This is a genomic window from Empedobacter sp. GD03865 (assembly GCF_029840775.1).
Taxonomy (GTDB): domain Bacteria; phylum Bacteroidota; class Bacteroidia; order Flavobacteriales; family Weeksellaceae; genus Empedobacter; species Empedobacter falsenii_B.
This window is the reverse complement of record NZ_JAOCDF010000002.1, coordinates 21727-41036: the sequence shown is the minus strand read 5'-3', so window position 1 is coordinate 41036 and position 19310 is coordinate 21727. Positions and strand designations below refer to the sequence as shown.

Annotated in this window: 21 protein-coding genes; 7 read left to right on the top strand and 14 right to left on the bottom strand. The window is 30.9% G+C overall.

The genetic code is table 11. The features are described from left to right. Positions 1–7: 7 nt before the first annotated feature. On the top strand, positions 8–481 hold the full coding sequence (locus N5D46_RS01160; RefSeq protein ID WP_114999882.1) for an Mpo1-like protein: 474 nt from the start codon (positions 8–10) through the stop codon (positions 479–481). A 1-nt stretch (position 482) separates the two neighbouring features. Here N5D46_RS01160 and N5D46_RS01155 read toward each other — a convergent pair whose 3' ends face one another. The 4 genes from N5D46_RS01155 to N5D46_RS01140 all read right to left on the bottom strand — a co-directional run bounded on the left by N5D46_RS01155 (position 483) and on the right by N5D46_RS01140 (position 5287). Further along, complete coding sequence (locus tag N5D46_RS01155) at positions 483–1550, bottom strand: SGNH/GDSL hydrolase family protein (protein WP_280048958.1); 1068 nt, start codon at positions 1548–1550, stop codon at positions 483–485. Positions 1551–1637: 87 nt separating this feature from the next. Continuing rightward, positions 1638–3065 carry an adenylosuccinate lyase gene (gene purB / locus N5D46_RS01150; RefSeq protein WP_038333596.1) on the bottom strand — a complete coding sequence of 476 codons (1428 nt, stop codon included), beginning with the start codon at positions 3063–3065 and terminating at the stop codon, positions 1638–1640. A gap of 21 nt (positions 3066–3086) precedes the next feature. Beyond that, positions 3087–3941, bottom strand: a complete 855-nt coding sequence (locus tag N5D46_RS01145) for a fructosamine kinase family protein (protein WP_280048957.1) — start codon at positions 3939–3941, stop codon at positions 3087–3089. 56 nt (positions 3942–3997) lie between these two features. Continuing rightward, on the bottom strand, positions 3998–5287 hold the full coding sequence (locus N5D46_RS01140) for an adenylosuccinate synthase (protein ID WP_219034680.1): 1290 nt from the start codon (positions 5285–5287) through the stop codon (positions 3998–4000). A gap of 230 nt (positions 5288–5517) precedes the next feature. Here N5D46_RS01140 and N5D46_RS01135 point away from each other — a divergent pair, with 230 nt between their 5' ends. Together N5D46_RS01135 and N5D46_RS01130 are read left to right on the top strand one after the other, a co-directional pair. After that, the gene (locus tag N5D46_RS01135) at positions 5518–6207 is read left to right on the top strand and encodes a DsbA family oxidoreductase (RefSeq protein WP_219034681.1); all 690 of its coding nucleotides are present in this window, start codon (positions 5518–5520) and stop codon (positions 6205–6207) included. A 60-nt stretch (positions 6208–6267) separates the two neighbouring features. Beyond that, complete coding sequence (locus tag N5D46_RS01130; RefSeq protein ID WP_280048955.1) at positions 6268–6621, top strand: TonB-dependent receptor; 354 nt, start codon at positions 6268–6270, stop codon at positions 6619–6621. Between the two features lie 49 nt (positions 6622–6670). On the opposite strand, the gene N5D46_RS01125 is transcribed toward N5D46_RS01130, so the two are convergent. The 6 genes from N5D46_RS01125 to N5D46_RS01100 form a co-directional block, all read right to left on the bottom strand. Next, the gene (locus tag N5D46_RS01125) at positions 6671–7288 is read right to left on the bottom strand and encodes an N-acetylmuramoyl-L-alanine amidase (protein ID WP_280048954.1); all 618 of its coding nucleotides are present in this window, start codon (positions 7286–7288) and stop codon (positions 6671–6673) included. Positions 7289–7367: 79 nt separating this feature from the next. After that, the gene (locus N5D46_RS01120) at positions 7368–8696 is read right to left on the bottom strand and encodes a DUF58 domain-containing protein (RefSeq protein ID WP_280048953.1); all 1329 of its coding nucleotides are present in this window, start codon (positions 8694–8696) and stop codon (positions 7368–7370) included. Continuing rightward, positions 8696–9682 carry a MoxR family ATPase gene (locus N5D46_RS01115; protein WP_280048952.1) on the bottom strand — a complete coding sequence of 329 codons (987 nt, stop codon included), beginning with the start codon at positions 9680–9682 and terminating at the stop codon, positions 8696–8698. The genes N5D46_RS01120 and N5D46_RS01115 overlap by 1 nt, the downstream gene beginning before the upstream one ends. Further along, entirely contained in the window at positions 9682–10926 is a 1245-nt protein-coding gene (locus N5D46_RS01110; RefSeq protein ID WP_280048951.1) for a hypothetical protein, read from the bottom strand. Before N5D46_RS01110 ends, N5D46_RS01115 begins: the two co-directional genes overlap by 1 nt. Then, positions 10923–11585 (bottom strand): hypothetical protein, encoded by a 663-nt coding sequence (locus tag N5D46_RS01105; RefSeq protein WP_280048950.1) that lies wholly within the window; start codon positions 11583–11585, stop codon positions 10923–10925. Before N5D46_RS01105 ends, N5D46_RS01110 begins: the two co-directional genes overlap by 4 nt. Then, a complete protein-coding gene (locus N5D46_RS01100) occupies positions 11572–12567 on the bottom strand; it encodes a stage II sporulation protein M (protein WP_280036846.1) in 996 nt (331 codons plus the stop codon). The genes N5D46_RS01105 and N5D46_RS01100 overlap by 14 nt, the downstream gene beginning before the upstream one ends. A gap of 29 nt (positions 12568–12596) precedes the next feature. Between N5D46_RS01100 and N5D46_RS01095 the strand changes: the two genes are divergently transcribed. Further along, on the top strand, positions 12597–13319 hold the full coding sequence (locus tag N5D46_RS01095) for an RDD family protein (RefSeq protein ID WP_125349089.1): 723 nt from the start codon (positions 12597–12599) through the stop codon (positions 13317–13319). 30 nt (positions 13320–13349) lie between these two features. Then, positions 13350–13721 carry a YchJ family metal-binding protein gene (locus tag N5D46_RS01090; protein ID WP_280048948.1) on the top strand — a complete coding sequence of 124 codons (372 nt, stop codon included), beginning with the start codon at positions 13350–13352 and terminating at the stop codon, positions 13719–13721. A 376-nt stretch (positions 13722–14097) separates the two neighbouring features. On the opposite strand, the gene N5D46_RS01085 is transcribed toward N5D46_RS01090, so the two are convergent. The 3 genes from N5D46_RS01085 to N5D46_RS01075 are packed head-to-tail and all read right to left on the bottom strand — an operon-like array spanning position 14098 to position 16244. Then, positions 14098–14811, bottom strand: a complete 714-nt coding sequence (locus N5D46_RS01085) for a nucleotidyltransferase family protein (RefSeq protein WP_219034688.1) — start codon at positions 14809–14811, stop codon at positions 14098–14100. A gap of 1 nt (position 14812) precedes the next feature. Next, positions 14813–15235, bottom strand: a complete 423-nt coding sequence (locus N5D46_RS01080) for an RNase adapter RapZ (RefSeq protein WP_280036842.1) — start codon at positions 15233–15235, stop codon at positions 14813–14815. After that, entirely contained in the window at positions 15228–16244 is a 1017-nt protein-coding gene (locus tag N5D46_RS01075) for a phosphotransferase (RefSeq protein ID WP_280048947.1), read from the bottom strand. Before N5D46_RS01075 ends, N5D46_RS01080 begins: the two co-directional genes overlap by 8 nt. Positions 16245–16349: 105 nt before the next feature. On the opposite strand from N5D46_RS01075, the gene N5D46_RS01070 reads away from it, so the two are divergent. Together N5D46_RS01070 and N5D46_RS01065 are read left to right on the top strand one after the other, a co-directional pair. Next, positions 16350–16814 carry a hypothetical protein gene (locus N5D46_RS01070; RefSeq protein ID WP_147279970.1) on the top strand — a complete coding sequence of 155 codons (465 nt, stop codon included), beginning with the start codon at positions 16350–16352 and terminating at the stop codon, positions 16812–16814. A gap of 76 nt (positions 16815–16890) precedes the next feature. Beyond that, the gene (locus N5D46_RS01065; protein ID WP_114999737.1) at positions 16891–17526 is read left to right on the top strand and encodes an NAD(P)H-dependent oxidoreductase; all 636 of its coding nucleotides are present in this window, start codon (positions 16891–16893) and stop codon (positions 17524–17526) included. Between the two features lie 48 nt (positions 17527–17574). Here the strand turns inward: N5D46_RS01065 and N5D46_RS01060 are convergent, their stop codons facing one another. Next, positions 17575–19221, bottom strand: coding sequence for a Zn-dependent hydrolase (locus N5D46_RS01060; protein WP_125349098.1), 1647 nt, complete (start codon positions 19219–19221; stop codon positions 17575–17577). Positions 19222–19310: the final 89 nt, after the last annotated feature.

Here is a 19310-nt window from a genome sequence, read left to right as displayed (position 1 = left end):
ATCCAATATGAGAAAAATAGAACAACTTTTTAGTGAATATGGAGAAAGTCATCAAAATGGAACAAACAAAACCATTCATTGGATATGTGTTCCATTAATCTTTTGGACGATTCTTGGGTTTATTTCCTACATTCCAACGCTGCATTTGTATGTTCAGAACTTTGGTTATATCAGTATAGCTTCAATCATTGCATTGGTTATTGTTTCAATATTTTATTTTAGATTATCGGTTGTCGTTGGTTTCATTATGATTTTTTTGATGTTGATTATGGAATATTTTATTTCGTTGTGCAATCTTCAATTCGGTTCAAAATCTTGGTTAGTTTATCTGGTAGTATTTATTATCACGTGGATTTTACAATTTGTAGGTCACAAAATAGAAGGGAAAAAGCCAAGTTTTCTCAAAGATTTACAATTTTTGTTGGTTGGACCTATTTGGTTGTTAGGTTTTATTTTGAGAAAAGTTGGTATAAAGTATTGAATTATTTCTTACTCAAAATCTCATTTACTTTTTTCTCAATTGCTTCTGATAATCTGCTAAAACCTAAATCATTTGGATGAATTCCGTCTGTAGAACCTTCGTTATCTGAACCGATTAAATTATCACCTTTCAATAAATACAAATCTTTTACACCTTCTTTTATCAATGCATCGTATTGTGTACGATAGGTTTGATTTTGTCTTGTCATATCTTCGTGAGCAGTTAAATCAAATTTACTCATTGGTCGAATCAAGCTTTCTACCATCAAAATAGGAGTTTTTGGATGATATTTTCGGAGTAATTTGACGAATGGAATTGTTCTACTTTTGATTTCTTCGGGCGAACTATTTGGAACACAATCCAAGATAAACAAATCAACCCCTTGAATATCTTTGATCATTTCAGCTAATTCAATTTCAATTTTTGCATTTCCACTCAAACCAAGATTAATGAATTCATAACCAGTTTTTCGTGTTAAAATTGATGGATAATTCATTCCAGGACGACTTGCTGATGCACCTTGTACAATGCTTGAACCATAAACCACGATTTTCTTTTTATATACAATCGGTTGATTGATAAAATTAGCAGAAGCATCAATTCCTATTTTTAAGTCTGTAATTTCGTTCCAAAGTGGTAAATAAAGCATGAATTCTTTTTCTGCCTTTGATAAATTCTTGACGATATCATATTCACTTTTGATATTTTGCTGATTTGGTAAAGCCGCACCTGCAAAAATCCACTTTCCATTTTCTTTGATATACAAATCCAATCCACGCGCCATGATTCCAGTTGTATTCGCACCCAGATAAGTAGAACGAGTTGTCCAATCTAGTTTTATTTGCGACGTATTTGATTTGAATGTAACATATAATCCAGCGGGAGCAGTAAATAAACCTTTTACTTTTTCGGGAAGATTTGCGTATTTGTTGGTATCGATTCTATGATAAAAAGGCGCATTATCAAAGGCTTTTCCTTGTATAGTAAATTCTTTATTTGTGATATATTTGATTTGTCCAAATAGTTGAAAAGAACAAATAAGAGCAAAAAACAGAAAGAATTTTTTCATTGATTATAATTGATTAAAGGTTAAAATTAAAAAAAGACTTCCAATTCGGAAGTCTTTTTTTGTTTCATGTGTTTGTCTTAAGCGTGTTTACACTTTAAGGTCTGTATGAGCGCCTAAAAGTGCTTTATTTTCTTCGATAATTGGATCAACCAAATCTTTTAAGAATTCTTCTGTTTGTTCAGAAGCAAATCCTGTAAAGTTTTTCGGATCTAATAATTCGACTAATTTTTCTTTATCAATCTTCACATTATCATCAGCAATAATACGCTCAATTAAATCGTTAGATTTTCCTTCCATTTTCACTTGTTTTGCAGCTTCCATAGAGTGTGTACGAATAATTTCGTGTAATTCTTGACGATCTCCACCATTTTTAACACCTTCCATAATGATATATTCGGTTGCCATAAATGGTAATTCTTCCGCGATATGCTTCTCGATGATTTTAGGATAAACGACTAAACCATCTAAAATATTGTTCCAAATGATTAAAATTGCATCAATCGCTAAAAATGCTTGAGGAACCGCTAAACGTTTGTTGGCAGAATCATCTAACGTTCTTTCGAACCATTGCGTAGATGCAACCATTGCTGGAGAAGTTGCTAAAGACATTACGTATTTCGCTAAAGAAGCGATACGCTCAGAACGCATTGGGTTACGTTTATATGCCATTGCAGAAGATCCAATTTGATTTTTCTCGAAAGGTTCTTCAATCTCTTTTAAATTTTGTAATAAACGTAAGTCGTTTGTAAATTTATGTGCAGATTGTGCAATGTTTGATAATAATTCTAATGCTTGTGCATCTATTTTACGATCGTACGTTTGTCCTGAAACTGCAAAAACATTTTTGAATCCGAAACGTTCAGATAATTTTTTGTCTAATGTTTTTACTTTTTGGTAATCTCCATCAAATAACTCTTTGAAAGAAGCCGCTGTTCCAGTTGTTCCTTTTACACCGCGAAAACGTAACGTATCTATTCTGAATTCTAATTCTTCTAAATCTAATAAAACAGATTGTAACCAAAGTGTTGCACGTTTTCCAACAGTTGTTAATTGTGCTGGTTGGAAATGCGTAAATCCTAAAGTTGGCAAATCTTTGTATTGACGCGCAAATTTCGCTAAACCATCAATCACATTGATTAATTGTCCTTTTACATGTTGAAATCCATCACGAATTTGAATTAAATCTGTGTTATCGCCAACAAAAGCCGAAGTAGCACCTAAATGAATAATTGCTTTTGCACTTGGTGCAACATCTCCGTACGTATGCACGTGAGCCATTACATCGTGACGAAATTTCTTTTCGTAAGCCGCAGCAACATCATAATCAATATTAGTTGCATTATCTTTTAATTCTTGAATTTGTTCGTCTGTAATATCTAATCCAAGTTCCTTTTCAATTTCTGCCAAAGCAATCCAAAGCTGTCTCCATGTTGTAAATTTTTTCTCAGGAGAAAAGATATATAGCATTTCGTCGCTACAATATCTCGATTCTAAAGGATTTTGATACTTGTTCATTGTATTTGTTTGTTTTGTTTTTTAAAATTTTTTCAAAATGGTTTGCACATCTTTCACATAATAACCTTCGAAAAGGTAAGCGTGTATCAGCAATGGAAATAATTGTGCAATTGGTAAACGCTCTTCGAAATTTGGTGCTAAAGGATTATTTTCGTGATAGGCATCAAAAAATACATCATCAAATCCTCCGAAAAGCTTTGCAATAGCCAAATCCATTTCGCGATGACCATAATAAATTGCAGGATCTATAACCGAGAATTCGCCTTTTTTGTTGGCTAAAATATTTCCATTCCAAAAATCTCCATGCAATAAAGCAGGTTTTTCTTCTGGAAATATCGAATTCAATTGTTTACATAAACTCTCTGCAGATTTTATTTGTTTTGAATTGATTAATTGTTTGTTTTGCAATAGTTTCATCATTGGCATGATGCGATTTTTTGCATAAAATTCGCTCCAAGAATCTGTTAAACTATTCGGCTGAACGACAATTGCAATGTAATTATCTTCTGACCAACCAAATTGTTTACTTGTATTTTGATGAAGTTTTGCTAAATTTTTTCCTAAGTTTTCCCAATTTACAACAGTTGGAGTAGAGGTTTCCATCCATTCTAATAATAAATATTGAAAATCTTTTCCAGCTTCGCCAACATTTACCACTTTCGGAACCGAAAATGTTTTGGTCTTTTTGATGGCTTCTAAAGCACGTGCTTCTTTCTTGAAAAGATGAGGAAAGTTGTTTGCGGAATTTACCTTTAAAAAATATTTTTTATCAAACGATTCTAATCGAAAAGCATCGTTAATATCACCACCTTTTATTGGGACGATAGAATCTATACCTAAATTCAATTGTTTTAATCGTTCTAAAATCTCGTTCATAAAAATATCTCATAAAGTTATAGCCCAACAAAAGTCAGGCTATACTATTTAATTTATTAAAATAAAGTTGTTCTAATAATGTTTTGAGAACGCTCTGGTCCAACCGAAACTAAATAGACTTCGATTCCTAAGTATTTCTCAATGTAGTGAATGTAATCTTGCGCTGTTTGCGGTAACTCATCAAAAGATTTTACGTTTGTAATATCTTCTTTCCATCCTGGTAATTCGTCGTATTGCGCTTCGTAATCAGCTAATTTAGTTGTAGAAGAAGTGAAATAATCAATGATTTTTCCGTCTTCTGTTTTGTAACCTGTACAAACTTTTACTGTATCAATATTCGACATTACATCTAATTTAGTAATTACTAAATGTGTAATTCCATTAATCATACAAGCGTGTTTCAATGCAACTAAATCTAACCAACCTGTGCGGCGTGGACGACCTGTCGACGCTCCGAATTCGTGACCAACTTGACGAATTTGTTCTCCTAATTCGTTGTCCAATTCTGTTGGGAAAGGACCGTTACCAACGCGTGTACAATATGCTTTCGAAACTCCGATCAAATTTTTCAATTTTGTAGGAGGAACTCCAGCACCAACACAAACTCCACCTGTTGTTGGAGAAGATGATGTAACGAATGGATATGTACCAAAATCGATGTCTAACATTAATGCTTGAGCACCTTCGAATAATACATTTTTACCTTCGTCAATTGCGTGGTTAATTTCTAACTCAGAATCTAAGATACGTTCTTTTAAACGCTCACCATAAGCTAAATATTTTTCGTAAATGTCTTCGAATTTTAATGGTTCTTTATTGAATAATTTTTCGAATAAAGCATTTTTAACCACTAAATTTTCTTTGATTTTTTCTGCTAAAACTTCAGGATTTAATAAATCAATTGCACGAATACCAACACGAGCTACTTTATCCTCATAACAAGGACCAATTCCGCGTTTTGTTGTACCAATTTGACTATCTTTTCCTGCAAATTCTTCACGATATTCGTCTAACAAAATGTGATAAGGCATGATGATATGCGCTCTTCTCGAGATAAAAACGTGATCTGTAGATAAACCTTTTGCTTCTAATTGTTCAGTTTCTGCAAAAAAAGCTTCAGGATTTACTACGACACCATTCGCAATAATACATTTTCCTTTGCATTGTAAAACTCCAGAAGGTAATAAGTGTAAGACAAATTTATCATCGCCTACATATACCGTATGACCAGCGTTGTTACCACCTTGGTAGCGTACAACATAATCCGATTTTTCGGCTAATACATCTGTAATTTTTCCTTTTCCCTCGTCACCCCATTGAAGACCGACTACTACGTGTGTTGACATATTGTTTGTTCGTTATTTGATTTGGAATAAAAATGAAACTAATCATCTTTTCTTGGTTCACTGCAAAGGTAATTTAAACCTTGTCTTAAACAAATTTAAAACTCAATTTAGCACGATTATTTTTCAAGATTTTGTTAATAATTTTTCAAGATAAAATTAACCGAAAAATAACCGAATCCATTCAAATAAAAAGCGTATTTTTACAAACTTTTACACCAAAAATTTCTATAATGAAAATTGAAATCTGGTCGGATGTAATGTGTCCGTTCTGTTATATCGGAAAAAAACATTTTGAACAAGCTTTAACGCAAATTCCTTATCAAGATAAAATACAGGTTGAATGGAAAAGTTTTCAGTTAAATCCTGATTTATCAAAAACTGAAATTACTTCTGTCAATGATTATTTAATCAAAACAAAAGGAATTTCGGAAGAACAAGTTTCGGCAATGAATAATCAATTGGCTGAAATGGGAAAAGCTGTTGGAATTGATTTTCAACAACAAAATTCTAAAGTTGTCAATACGGGTGATGCTCATCGATTGATTCATTTTGCGCAAACGAATGGAAAAGGTTCGGAAGCAGAAGAAAGACTTTTTAAAGCGTATTTTACAGAAGGTAAAAATGTAGCTGATTATGAAGTTTTGGCTGAATTGGGAGAAGAAATTGGTTTGAACAAAACCGAAGTTCTTGAAATGCTAAATTCTGATGCAAATGTTTTTGAAGTTGCTTCGGATATTTTAGATGCGCGTAATATTGGTGTTTCTGGCGTTCCGTTTTTCGTAATTGACCGTAAATATGCACTTTCTGGTGCTCAACCAGTCGAGTATTTCGTTTCTGCTTTGACACAAGCTTACGAAAAAGATCATTTGGACCAACCACAAAATGGTGCTTCTTGTGATGTAGACGGAAATTGTGATTAATACAATTTGCAAATAAATATAGAAAAGGACTTCAATTGAAGTCCTTTTTTTCGTTTTATATTGATTGATAATTTTCTAAAAATTGTACAATTTTTTCTGCTAATTGATTTTTATGAAAAGAGCTTTTCAAAGTTTTATATTCAATATCAGTCAACAGAAGATCATTCGTTCAATTTTAATTTTGGGCGAAAAATTCAACGACCAGCTTTTTGGGAATTAAATCCAAATAAATGGTATAGTAATCCTATTTCTTACACAGAAGGAAATCCTTTTATGCAACCAGCTTTTGTGTATAATTTCGAGTTAAGTTATGGATTCAAAGATTATTTACAAGCAAAAGTTTATTATCAAAATATACAAGATGATTTTGGTCAAATTGCCTTTCATCAAGAACAAGAATTGGATGGAAAATAGAGAAAAAACAAAAAATCTCAGAGCAAAATATTCTGAGATTTTTTTATGTCTAATTCTTCAATGCTTCAAAAATTTTATCTGCTATTTTAGGGTAATTACTTTCGTTTGTTAATATTTTTCGGTCATCGTCATTTGTCAAATAACCGATTTCAATCATAATAATTGGAACTTGTGAATCTCGTAATATTTTCGAATTTGTTTCAACAATTCCTAAATTTTCAAAACCTAAAGAACTTATATTTTTTCCAATTTTTTCGCCAAGTATTTTACATTCTTCGAAAGTAGGATTCAATGGAGAAAGGTGAATCTCTGTTCCTTTTTTCGAATCTTTTACATTATAATTTGCGTGGATTGATAAAACCAAATCAGGTTTTATTTCATTAATCATTTTCGCACGACTTGTATTGATAATTTGTTCGTCACCTTTTCTCAATAATACAAAATCAACATCTGTAAAAGGATTTTTTTCTTGGATAATTTCTGCAATTTTCAGCGCAATATCTTTTTCTTGAAATTCTTCTTTTTTTACACCAGTATCTGTTCCTCCGTGTCCAGCATCCAAAAGGATTACGCGCTTTGTAGAAGGTGTTTTATTTTCAATAAAATTTGTTTGTGCAAAAAGACCTGTTGTTAAAATTAAACAAAAGATCTGTAATAGTTTTTTCATGGGTTGTTCAGATTAAATTGACCAACTTTAAGCAATAATTGTGCTTTTTTTTCTAAATAATTGGTTAAATAAAACTTTTTTAAAACAAACCTCGCGCTTTTATCTCTAAATATTTATTGATTAAGTTAATAGACAATTCTTGTGGTTCGCAGTAAATCGTTAAAATCCCGAATTGATGCAAACGATTTATGATTAATTCTTTGTCGTAATTAAACTTTTCGGCAATTGTTTGATCGTAAATATCAGTAGTATTCTTTGCTTTCTGATGATTAAGTTTATTCAATTCTGAATTTTTAAAAAGAATCAAAACGACAACATGCGATTTTTTAATCAATTTCAGATAAGGTAATTGACGTTCCAAACCATCAATCGTTTCAAAATTGGTATAAATAAATAAAAGCGATCGTTGCGTTAATTTTCGTTTGATATAGGCATACAATTGTCCAAAATCACTTTCCAAAAAATCAGTTTGTACATTGTATAATTTCTCCAAAATCAATTGCATTTGATGATTTTTTCTATCCGCAACAACGTGATCTTGAATTCTTTTATTAAATGTTATTAAACCTGCTTTTTCATTTTTTTGAAGTGAAATATTTGCGACAACTAAGCTAGAATTGATTGAATAATCCAACAATTTTAAACCATCAAAAGGCATTCGCATCGTTCTCCCTAAGTCAATTAACGAATAAACAGGCTGCGATTTTTCTTCCTGAAATTGATTGACCATCAGTCGATTTGCTTTTGCCGTTGCTTTCCAATTAATTAAACGATATTCGTCACCAATCGTATAATTTTTTATATTTTCAAATTCTGTATTTGTTCCAATTTTTCGAATCCTTTTCATTCCAAATTGATTCTGTAACTGAGCGGTAGAATATAATTGAAACTGTTTTAATTGCAAATAAGAAGGATAACAAGCAATCGAAATTGGTTCGTTTATTTTGATCTTTTTCTCAATCAATCCAAAAACAGAAATAAATACATTTGTTAATCCAAATTTATATGAACCTCGTTCTGTTGGTCGAATTTTGAAATCAAATTTAGTATTTTGACTACTTTTAAATCGTTTTCTAAACTGAAAATCTCTTAATTGTAATTGAACAGGAAACTCTTCTATAATCCTTACATTTAGAGGGAATTGATAATGATTTGTTACGAAAAGTTCCAATTCATTTTCATCACCATTTGAAAGTCGTTCTGGATAATTTCGAAGAACTTCAATGGAAGTTTTAGGAATATAAATCAAAAATATTTCGACAATAACACTGACGATAAAGACAAGTGTCAAAATCTTTGCAATAATGTAAATAGGAGGTAGAAAAAATGCAATCACATAACAAAATGCAATGAATAATCCCGCATAAAAAAAGCGATTGGTAAGAAATAAGCTTCTGAAAAATTTCATTAACGAGGAATTTCTACGCGATCAATAATTTGCTGAATAATATGTTGTGTTGTAAAACCTTCCATCTCTTTTTCAGGAACCATCACAACGCGGTGTCCCAAAATTGTATGCGCAATTTGCTTGATATCTTCTGGAATCACAAAATCGCGTCCATTCACCGCTGCATTTGATTTTGCAGCATCTAAAATCGCGATAGAAGCACGTGGCGATGCACCAATATACAAGGTTTGATCGATTCTGGTTTGATGAACAATTGTCGCAATATACGTAATCAACGCTTCGTGTACGAAAACTGATTTTATGCGATCTTGGAACTCAATAATTTCATTTCCTGAAATTACTTTTTCTACCAACGTTTCTTTGTCAATATTCTTGCGTTCTTGTTGTTCTTTCAATAATTCAATTTCACTTTCTAACGAAGGATATTTGACATAAATCTTAAACATAAAACGATCCAATTGCGCTTCAGGTAAGCGATATGTTCCTTCTTGCTCGATTGGGTTTTGAGTTGCAAAAACTAGAAAAGGAGCTTGTAAAGGATAAGTTGTTCCATCAACCGTCACTTGTTTTTCTGACATCGATTCGAATAAAGCCGCTTGAGTTTTTGCAGGCGAACGGTTAATCTCATCAATTAAAATAATATTCGAAAAAATTGGTCCTTTTTTGAACTCAAATTCATTGATTTTAGAATTTAAAATAGACGTTCCAATCACGTCAGAAGGCATTAAATCTGGCGTAAACTGAATTCTACTAAAACCAGAATCTATCGTTTTTGCCAACAATTTTGCCATCATTGTTTTGGCAACTCCAGGTAAACCTTCAATTAGAGAATGACCGTTAGAAAGCAAAGCTAAAATCAATTGATCAATAATATCATCCTGTCCGACAATTACCTTTTTCAATTCATTTTTTACAGCTTGCATTTTATGTTGTACATCCGAAAAATCGACTCTATTTTCGAATGGTTGATATGTATTTTCGCTCATTAGATATTTGCTTTTTGTTTATAGTTTTCGATGATTTGATACACAATCTTTAGATCGTGTTCATTTGGTTGATTTTTTTGATAAATATTTTTAAGAATCGTGAATTTTTCAAGACATTCTTCTTGGCTCAAATTTGCTTTTTGTGCAACAATTTCAATGAATTGTTTGTTTGTAATATCGTCTGTTTCGATTAAAAATGTTTTTCTCAATTTGTATAAAAAATAATCGATTTTCTTTGAAACAATGTCTTTTACTTCGCCATTTTCTTGGTATAAAGAGGAAATTGTCTTAGCAAATTCGACGGTATGATTTTCTTCTTTGGTATAAATTGGAATGATGCGTTGTTCGCGTTTGCTTCTAAAAATTAAAAAGAAGAAAAGTAAAACCAATAACGTAATCCAAGCAGCTTTTAGAGCTGGTTCGCTCATTATGAAACGCATCATTGATGAACTTCCTGCATAAGTTTTCGAGGTATTGTACCAAAAAATAGTTTTCCCTTTCAGTGGTTCTAAAACTGATTTAGCATAGAAATAACTGTCTTCATTTAATAAATAATAATTGGTAAAATAAATCGGTTCTGCGTGATATAAATAATAACCTTTATAATTTTTTGGTTTGATTTTTAAATAATTTGGGTAAGCCTTATCTTTATAAGTAATTGTTCCAAAAATTTCAGAATCATTTGTGATGTCGCTAAAATAATGATGTTCGATTTCTTTTTTCTTCTTTATTTTGAACAATTTATTTGTTCTAAGCTCAAAATGATCATTAATATTTATTGTCTGATTGTACAAGATATTCTCTTCAGATTCCGTAGAATCAGTTGTTGGCGTATCTGTAGAATACGTTTCTTCGTTAATATCTTCTTTTCCATTTGTGTCATCACCAAAATTGTCATAATAATCTGCAATCATCACAATTCCGCCATTTTCGGCAATTTTGCTTAATAGATTTTTGGAAACTGTATCAAAATAAATTTCAGAACCAAACACAACAACTGCATAATCTTTTGCTTTTTTAGGATCAATTTTTAATTCAGAAAGTTTTTCCAAATCTTTCATTTTTCCATTGGATAACTTCCCAAGTTCTTCGTGCATAATAAATAATCCGTACGGATCTTTACTATTTTGATAAAGGCTTACATTCCATGATTTTGGGAGATTATAACGATGTTTTGAGAAAGAAAATACAAAAATTCCGACCAATAAAATAGCGCCTAATAGAATACCTAATTTCTTTTTCATGAGGCTAAATATTGATTAAACTGATTGAAATTTGTCTTGAATTCGTGGTATTTATTTTCATCAATTTTAAATTCTCCAAACCAAACTTGATTAAAGATTTTAGTATTTTGATTGAATAAATTTTTTGATTTTTCGTCTTTTATTTGATTAATAAATTGTTGATTTGTTTTCTTCGGATCCCATTCAATCCAACCTTTTTTATCTAAAATTTGTAGATTTTGATAATGCAAATAACGAATTGCTAAAGCAAAATTTTGTTCTGTTTCTGCTTTATTGATTAATGAATTCAAATTGACTTCGGCTAAATTTTCTTCGATAAAATCAAAATCAGATTCGTCATATAATTTTTTCGAATTTCGTTTAAGAATTCCACCATTTTTGTAAATACGTGTGGCAAGAAAAATTAAGAATAATCCAATTACAAAATAGAAAATGATTTCCCAAGGTAAATAAGAGAGAAATCTAAAAATACCTTCGATTATTTTTGAGAAAAAGCCAGGTTCGAATTCTTTTTTAGGTTTTGGAACATCATTATAATCAAATTCTTTTCCAGCATATTTTTCTTTGAATGCTTTAAATTCTGCTGTTTTTTCTTGTGCAAAAACAACGAATTGAATTAATAATAATGTAAATGTAAAAAATAGTCTAAATTGTTTCATTCGATTCTAAAGTTTGATTGAACGAAAAAGTTTTTTGTCTATTTTTTTGAATCGGATAAATGATGTAATACCAAATAATTAAGATTAATGAAAGGATTATTACCAATAAACTCAATACAATATTAACATCATATAAACGCGTAATAAAACCTTCGATAAATCCAGCTATAATAAACATTGGAACAGTGCTTAATAAAATCATTACCGCTTCTTTTGCTTTGATTGTGAGTGATTTTTTTCGCGATAAAGTTTTTGGAAACATAAAGCCATTTCCAAGCATTAATCCGCAAGCTCCAGCAATAATAATCACCGAAATTTCGATTGTTCCATGCATCCAAATTGCTGACATTGCCTTTCCCAAAAAGCCTTCTTTGAAAAACATATAATGAAATGCACCTAACATAATTCCGTTCGAAAATAGAATATATCCTGATCCAATACTGAAAAATAATCCTAATGTAAAAGCAAAAAAAGCAACACGAATATTGTTGATGGTTATAGCTAATGTAGAACCAGTCTGACTTCCTGATTTGTAAATTGCTGCAGGATCACCTTTTTTGATGTTCATTAACGTTTCGTCTACATATTGATTTCCTAAAATTAATCGTGTAAAATCTGGATCGAAATGCGATGATAAAACGCCAATTAAAACCGCTAAGGCAAAAATTAAGAATGAATACAACAACATTTTGTGATTTTTGTAGACTACATTTGGCACATCTTCTTTGAAAAATTGCACAAATTGATTCCCAGAAGTTCGTTGATCTTTGTAAATTGACTGATGCGCAAATAAAGCTAACTCGTTCAAATAATCTTTTGTCTTACTTTTTGGGTAATAAGTTTGAGCAAACGCCAAATCATTTGTAATTTCGATGTAGTTTTTTGCTAAAATATCTGGATGAACATCAATTTTATTTTTCAAATTATGTTCAATATCAGACCATTTCGCCTTATTTTTATCAATAAAATGCGCTTCTCTCATAGTAGAGTAGTTGTTAGTGAACCAAATATATGAATAAACTTTTAGTCAATACACCACAAAACGTGCAAATTGCTTATAATATTGCGCCACTCGGAAAACGTTTACTGGCTTATATTATCGATATGATTATCCGCATCATATTAGTCTATGCAATGTCCTATTTTTCTGAGTTTATTCCGAATAAAGATGAATGGTTTCGAATGGGAATTTATAGTATAATAGGATTTATATTTTTACTTTATCCGTTGGTTCTCGAGATTTTAATGAAAGGGCAAACAATTGGAAAATGGATTATGAAAATTCGTGTAATACGAATGGACGGAAATCGTGCCAATAATTTTGATTATTTCTTGCGTTGGGTAATTGGAAGTGTCGAATTGTTTTTATTTACTGGACTTATCGCGTTGATAACGATGATTATAAATAAAAATGGTCAACGTTTAGGTGATATTGTTGCGAATACATGTTTGATTGATTTGAATCCGAAATTAGATTTATCACAAACTATTTTCGCTGAAGTTTCTGAAACCTATAAAATTCGTTTTCCCGAAGTTTATCGCTTGTCTGATCGTGATATTAATATTGTAAAAGAAAATTTTACGTCTGCATTAAACAATAATAATTATGATATTTTATTAAAATTAACGCGAAAACTGGAGGAAATAATGGAGGTGAAAAGTGATGGTTTAGGAAATATTGATTTTATTCAAGTGGTGATTCAGGATCATTATCATTACCACAAAGACAAGTAAACAGTATCTTTGCAAAAAATAAAGAATAAAATGAATTGTCCTTGTTGTTCTGGAAAAATATATGCAACTTGTTGCGAACCTTTTCATTTGAATATTGAATTGCCAAAAACTCCCGAAGAGTTGATGCGTTCTCGTTACGCTGCTTTTGCAATGGTTTTGCCTGAATATTTAGTTGATACAACACATTCTTCTACACAAAAAGATAATGATTTTAGTGATATCGAAGATTGGGTAAAATCGAATAAATGGTTAAAGTTAGAAATTGTTTTTGCTAAAGATAATAAAGTTCGATTTAGAGCTTATTACCAAGACAAACAAGGTGAAATCTACGAACATGATGAACTTTCTACGTTTGTGCAAGAAAATGGTAAATGGTTTTATGTAGATGGCGAGTTTTATTGATTTTTAAAAATAAATTCAGAAAATATTATTTCAAGCGAAGTCTAGAAATTAAAAAAAATGGATATTTTTTTGAGCAATTACTTTTACAATTCTTTCAATTTATCCTGAATTTCTGTATCATAAATTTCTAAAAATACTTCATCATAAGCATCTTGATTTTTATAATTATTTCTGATTAAATCTAAACTTTTATTGTAATTTACTTTAGCTGAATCTTTCCAACTTTATTTTTGAAAGAAAAGTAAAGTATTGAAGCGAGAATTATCACTACAACAATAGTTAAATAGATAAAATAATTAATGTATTTCATTCTATCTAAGATATGTAAACTTTTTGCATAAAAAAACTCAATCCATTGAATTGAGTTTTTTGTTTTCTATTTAAAATATTGTTCTGCTTCTAACACGCTTTCTGGTCGACCTACGTCGATTAAAATTCCGCCAGAATGATCAAAACCAATGATAGATTCAGTTTTCATCAAGTCCATATAAACTTTCATGATAGAAAATTTACCTTTCTCTGTAATTTTATCAAATAGAGTAGGAGAAATAACATGAATTCCACTAAAAGCTAAATCTTTGCAATTGTCTAAAGAATCTACAGCTTTTATTTCTTCTTCTGTTTTCAGATTTCGCCAACCTTTTAATTCATTTTGTTCATTGAAAAATAGTTTACGAGATGAATTTCGATCAGAAACTGCTAACGTTACTAACGCTTTGTTTTCTTGATGTGCTTTGATAAATTTAGCAAGATTTAGATCTGTTAAAATGTCCACATTCATCACCAAAAAATCTTCCTCGAAATTAGCTTTTGCTTTAACCAAACCACCACCAGTTTCAAGAACTTGATCTGTTTCATCTGAAATAGTAATTTCAATTCCGAAATAATTATTATCTTCTAAAAACTCAATGATTTGATCTGCAAAATGATGCACGTTAATCACGATTTCATTAATTCCGAAAGATTTCAAATATTCTATATTTCGTTGCAAAAGAGGTTTTCCATTTACAACTGCTAAAGCTTTGGGATGGTTGTCAGTAAATGGTTTTAAACGAGTCCCAAGACCCGCTGCAAAAATCATTGCTTTCATATTAATACGCCTCGTTTATCCAATTTTTTTCTTCTTGCACAATATGATGTAACGTAACTTGCGCTTCTGGAAATTTCTCTTGAATATGTTTTGCAGTCGCATCAGCAGAATAAACTGATCGATGTTGTCCGCCTGTGCAACCAAAATTAATTTCTAAATTCTCGAAACCTCGTTGCAAATAATCTTCGATCGAAATGTCAATAATTTGAAAAACACCTTCTAAAAAAACTGCAATTTTAGTTTCTGTTTCCAAGTATTTTTTAACCTCTTCGTCGCGCCCTGTTTGTGTTTTATATGCCTGAATTCGACCTGGATTTAGAATTCCACGACAATCAAAAACGAAACCACCACCATTTCCAGTAGGATCGGTTGGAATTCCTTTTTTGTATGAAAAACTACGAACGTTGATATTTAATTTAGCCATTTATTTTATGATTTATGCGTTCTAACGTTTCTGGTAGAACAAGGATTTTTATAATACGTTTTAATTCTGGATAATTTTGTAATATAGGATAATCGATTATTGATTCTAAGTTTTTAAGCCCAAACGAAATACTTTCTAAAAAGTGTTTTTTTCGTTCAATAATTCCTCTCAAACCATAGGTTCCTAAAACTTGTAAAAGTCGAGCAACTACACAATATTCGTACGATTGACGAAAATCTATCGGAACTAAAGTCGGAATTTGTTTGGTTAATTCTTGGTAATAAAATTCGTATAATTCTTTTTTAAATTCAAATGGTAAATTGGCTTTTGCTTGCCAAATTAACGAAACCAAATCATAGACAACAGGTCCATATAAACCGCCTTGATAATCGATAAAATAAGGTTCGTTTTGATGAATCATAATGTTGCGCGTTTGGAAATCTCTGAACACAAAACCTTGTGGCGAAAGTTTATCAAATTGAGACGCAAAACGATCAAAATCTTTGATTAATTTTCCTGCATTGTAATCAATTCCTAAGACATCTAAAAAGTAAAAATTAAACTGAAATAAATCTCTTAAAATTAATGTTTTATCTAATTTTGGATACGAAAAAGTATGATTAAAATCGATTTTAGTTGCACCTTGAATTTGAGCAATTGCTAATTTTTCTAATGTCTTAAAATAATAAGGTTTTGCTTTTTCGAAATCATTCAAGACAATATTCATCAGTGTTTCGTCTCCTAAATCTGTTTGAACATAGGTTGCAAAATCTTCTGAAACTGAAACAATTTCTGGAATATTATTGATGACTTTTTTTAAATCTAAAGAGAACTGAATAAATACTTTATTTTCTTCAATATTAGAGCTTTCAGCCAAAATATACGACTGATTTTGATCAAAAAATCTCGAATATACTCGAGCTGAACCTCCTCCTGAAAGTTGAGTTAAACTTTCAATTGCTTTTTGAGTAAAGTTTTCTTGCAAAAATTGAGCTGTAGTATCGTTCATCAGAATATTTTGCGAAAGTTACGCATATCAAAAATGATTTAAAAATATTTGTTTGCTGTAACTTTTTTCAAAATGCTGCATCTATTTAGTAAAAGAGAAACTAATATGAAAAAAATAGCACTTATTATCGCAATGATTTCGTTACAATCATGTATTACAGTAAAAGTTAATGCAGATGTTGATTCGAATAATTTTTATAGAAAAGTGGATAATCCAAATATCAAATCGCAAGGAACTTTTTTTGACAAAGGAGTGGGGGATTCGAAATGGTCGAATTCGAATGGTGATAATTGGACAAAAGCGAAGTTTGAAGATGCTTCTGGAACGAGTTATATCAAGCTAAATGTTTCGAAAAGTTTAACTGCTAATTTTCATTCGAATATTAAATTAGAAGGCGAAATGATTTTTGAAATTGTAGATCAAAATAATGAAGTAGTGTTTAATCGTCAACTTACAAATTCGAAAGAAGAAAATTTTACAGTTGATTTAGCAAAAGGTGATTATCAAGTTCGTTGGAATTCTACGAATGCAACAGGAAGTTATTTTTTGGAATGGAAACAAGATAAATAACATAAATTTTAGCATATTTTTTGGTCGATCGATTACTTTTTTGATGTATTTTTAGAAAGATTTTAAATAAGTAATTATGTCTTTAATAGATGATTTGAAATGGCGTTACGCTACAAAAAAATATGATCCGTCTTTAATTGTTGAAGAAGAAGACGTTAAAAAAATTGTTGAAGCAGCTCGTTTAGCACCAACTTCATCAGGTTTGCAACAGTTCAGAATTTTAGTTATTAAAAATAAAGAATTGCAACAAAAAATTGTTCCAATTGCCTATGATCAGCAAGCGATTGTAGATTGTTCGCATTTATTGGTTTTTGTAGCTTGGGATCGTTATACAGAAGATCGTATTGATGCAATTTACGATTATACAACGGATGAGAGAGATTTGCCAAGAGGTCGTTTTGGTTCGTATACAGATAAATTGAAAGGAATTTATTTGCCTCAAACTTCTGAAGAAAATTTTGCACATACAGCTCGTCAAGCATACATTGGATTAGGTTTTGCTCTTGCTCAAGCAGCAGAATTGAAAATTGATAGTACGCCAATGGAAGGTTTTGATAATGCTGAATTGGATGATTTGCTTGATTTGAAAGAAAAAGGAATGCGAAGCGTTTTAATGCTTCCTTTGGGATACAGAGACAGTGAAGATTGGCTAGCGCCAATGAAAAAAGTTAGAAATCCGATGAAGGATTTTGCTACGAAATTATATGAATAACAAAAAAGCTTTCTCAATTTTGAGAAAGCTTTTTTATTGAATCTATTTTTACAATCCCAACATTTTTGGACCTTGTTCAAAAACAACATCAACTGGAATGTTTTTTGTTTTCAAGACATCTAAATCTTTTTGTAAATCGTCGTGAATAATTCCTTTATCAGCATATAATTTTTTTACACCATCATAATCTCCATTTCCTTGAAGTGTCAAAATTAATTCTGATAAACCATTCATTGCTTTTTCCATTTTAGCTACATTTACTCTGTAACGTCCATTTGTAGTTTTTTCGAAAGCTCCATTTTCAGCAAAATAGTTAAACGCAATCATGTTTGCTTGTCCGTGTGCAGAACTTGCTCCAAAACGAACTGAACGTAAGATTCCAGCCAAGAAAGTCACAAAATAATCTTCTTGTGTTCCTGTCAATTCACCTTTTTTCAACAATTGATTCACCATATACAAACCAAGAATATCAGCTTTTCCTTCTTCTAAAGCTGAATTAGCTTCTTTTAAAGCATCGCGGACAGAACCTTTTTCATTTACTGTATTTTTGATTCCTAAACCATGCGCCACTTCGTGAAACATCACATTAGAAAAGAATGCATCAAATTTGATGTTTTTCTGTTGGCTTTCATCAATCAAAGCAGTTGCAATTGGGGCAAGAATTTTATCAAATTTCGCTTTCATAGCATTTTTTAATTGCAAACGGCGCGTTCCTTTTTCTAGTTGAACTTTTTCATCATTTGGTAAATTAATCGCAATTGTTTTTCCAGCAGCGTTACAATCTCCCGCATAATACACCACATCATACGCATTAAGATCCGAATCAGTTCCAGGAATTTCTTTTTTGTAATTTGCAGAAACAGGTAAATTCTTCTGTAATTCTGGTAAATATTGAACGAATTTTGCCAATTTTTTCGACCATTCAATATCTTTTACTAAAATATATGCAGAATATGAAGTTTTATATCCAAACAATTGATCTTCGTAATTTTCAATCGGACCAACCACCATATCAATATTTGCATTTTTCATATCCATCCAAGCCAAATCACTTGCATAAAAATCATCGCTTATCAAAGCTGCAGCACGTAATTTTAAATATTTTTTAAGCCCAGCATCTTCTGCTAATTCTGATGCTTTTGTTAAATATTCAGCGGCTTTTGATAATTGATTTTTGAAATTTTCGTGGTATGGAATCGAATATAATTTTCCTTCACGATTACGACGAATAATTGAGTAAGGAGATTTACCATCTTTGATATTTGCTTGTTCAAATTCCTCTTTCGTCATATCAATTGGATAGAAAGTTGCACCAGCAGGTTTTGCTCCAATACCGTTTATAAAAGGCGTTTCGTTATTCAATCTATCCCAAGGACCGTAGTTTATTTTTGCATATTCTTTGGCTTCACCTTTCGTTTCGTCCATCAAATCTATTTTAGCACCATAAGCTTGTTGCCAAAATAAATCGTCCATAATATCTGCCGTTTTGAACATCAAACGTAAAATCTCTTTTTCGTTTTTTGTTAAATGCGAAATATCTGTTGTTAATGGAACTTGAGCATAATATTGAAAAGCGTAATCTTTTGTCATTTCTATTGAGGTTTGAGTTGATTCTGCTGCTGTTTTTTGAGTTGAACAAGAGCTTAAAACTCCAGCAAAAGCAATCATTCCTAAGAATATTGATGATTTTTTCATTTTGAATGTTTTGGTAAATTTACAACGAAGAATCAAACTAAAAATCATTCTTATTTTTTTTATCCATAAAAATATAATTTAAAATAACC

Coding starts and splice junctions, on each gene's coding strand:
- N5D46_RS01160 (WP_114999882.1), top strand. CDS start 8: ATGAGAAAAATAGAACAACTTTTTAGTGAATATGGAGAAAGTCATCAA.
- N5D46_RS01155 (WP_280048958.1), bottom strand. CDS start 1,550: ATGAAAAAATTCTTTCTGTTTTTTGCTCTTATTTGTTCTTTTCAACTA.
- purB (WP_038333596.1), bottom strand. CDS start 3,065: ATGAACAAGTATCAAAATCCTTTAGAATCGAGATATTGTAGCGACGAA.
- N5D46_RS01145 (WP_280048957.1), bottom strand. CDS start 3,941: ATGAACGAGATTTTAGAACGATTAAAACAATTGAATTTAGGTATAGAT.
- N5D46_RS01140 (WP_219034680.1), bottom strand. CDS start 5,287: ATGTCAACACACGTAGTAGTCGGTCTTCAATGGGGTGACGAGGGAAAA.
- N5D46_RS01135 (WP_219034681.1), top strand. CDS start 5,518: ATGAAAATTGAAATCTGGTCGGATGTAATGTGTCCGTTCTGTTATATC.
- N5D46_RS01125 (WP_280048954.1), bottom strand. CDS start 7,288: ATGAAAAAACTATTACAGATCTTTTGTTTAATTTTAACAACAGGTCTT.
- N5D46_RS01120 (WP_280048953.1), bottom strand. CDS start 8,696: ATGAAATTTTTCAGAAGCTTATTTCTTACCAATCGCTTTTTTTATGCG.
- N5D46_RS01115 (WP_280048952.1), bottom strand. CDS start 9,682: ATGAGCGAAAATACATATCAACCATTCGAAAATAGAGTCGATTTTTCG.
- N5D46_RS01110 (WP_280048951.1), bottom strand. CDS start 10,926: ATGAAAAAGAAATTAGGTATTCTATTAGGCGCTATTTTATTGGTCGGA.
- N5D46_RS01105 (WP_280048950.1), bottom strand. CDS start 11,585: ATGAAACAATTTAGACTATTTTTTACATTTACATTATTATTAATTCAA.
- N5D46_RS01100 (WP_280036846.1), bottom strand. CDS start 12,567: ATGAGAGAAGCGCATTTTATTGATAAAAATAAGGCGAAATGGTCTGAT.
- N5D46_RS01095 (WP_125349089.1), top strand. CDS start 12,597: ATGAATAAACTTTTAGTCAATACACCACAAAACGTGCAAATTGCTTAT.
- N5D46_RS01090 (WP_280048948.1), top strand. CDS start 13,350: ATGAATTGTCCTTGTTGTTCTGGAAAAATATATGCAACTTGTTGCGAA.
- N5D46_RS01085 (WP_219034688.1), bottom strand. CDS start 14,811: ATGAAAGCAATGATTTTTGCAGCGGGTCTTGGGACTCGTTTAAAACCA.
- N5D46_RS01080 (WP_280036842.1), bottom strand. CDS start 15,235: ATGGCTAAATTAAATATCAACGTTCGTAGTTTTTCATACAAAAAAGGA.
- N5D46_RS01075 (WP_280048947.1), bottom strand. CDS start 16,244: ATGAACGATACTACAGCTCAATTTTTGCAAGAAAACTTTACTCAAAAA.
- N5D46_RS01070 (WP_147279970.1), top strand. CDS start 16,350: ATGAAAAAAATAGCACTTATTATCGCAATGATTTCGTTACAATCATGT.
- N5D46_RS01065 (WP_114999737.1), top strand. CDS start 16,891: ATGTCTTTAATAGATGATTTGAAATGGCGTTACGCTACAAAAAAATAT.
- N5D46_RS01060 (WP_125349098.1), bottom strand. CDS start 19,221: ATGAAAAAATCATCAATATTCTTAGGAATGATTGCTTTTGCTGGAGTT.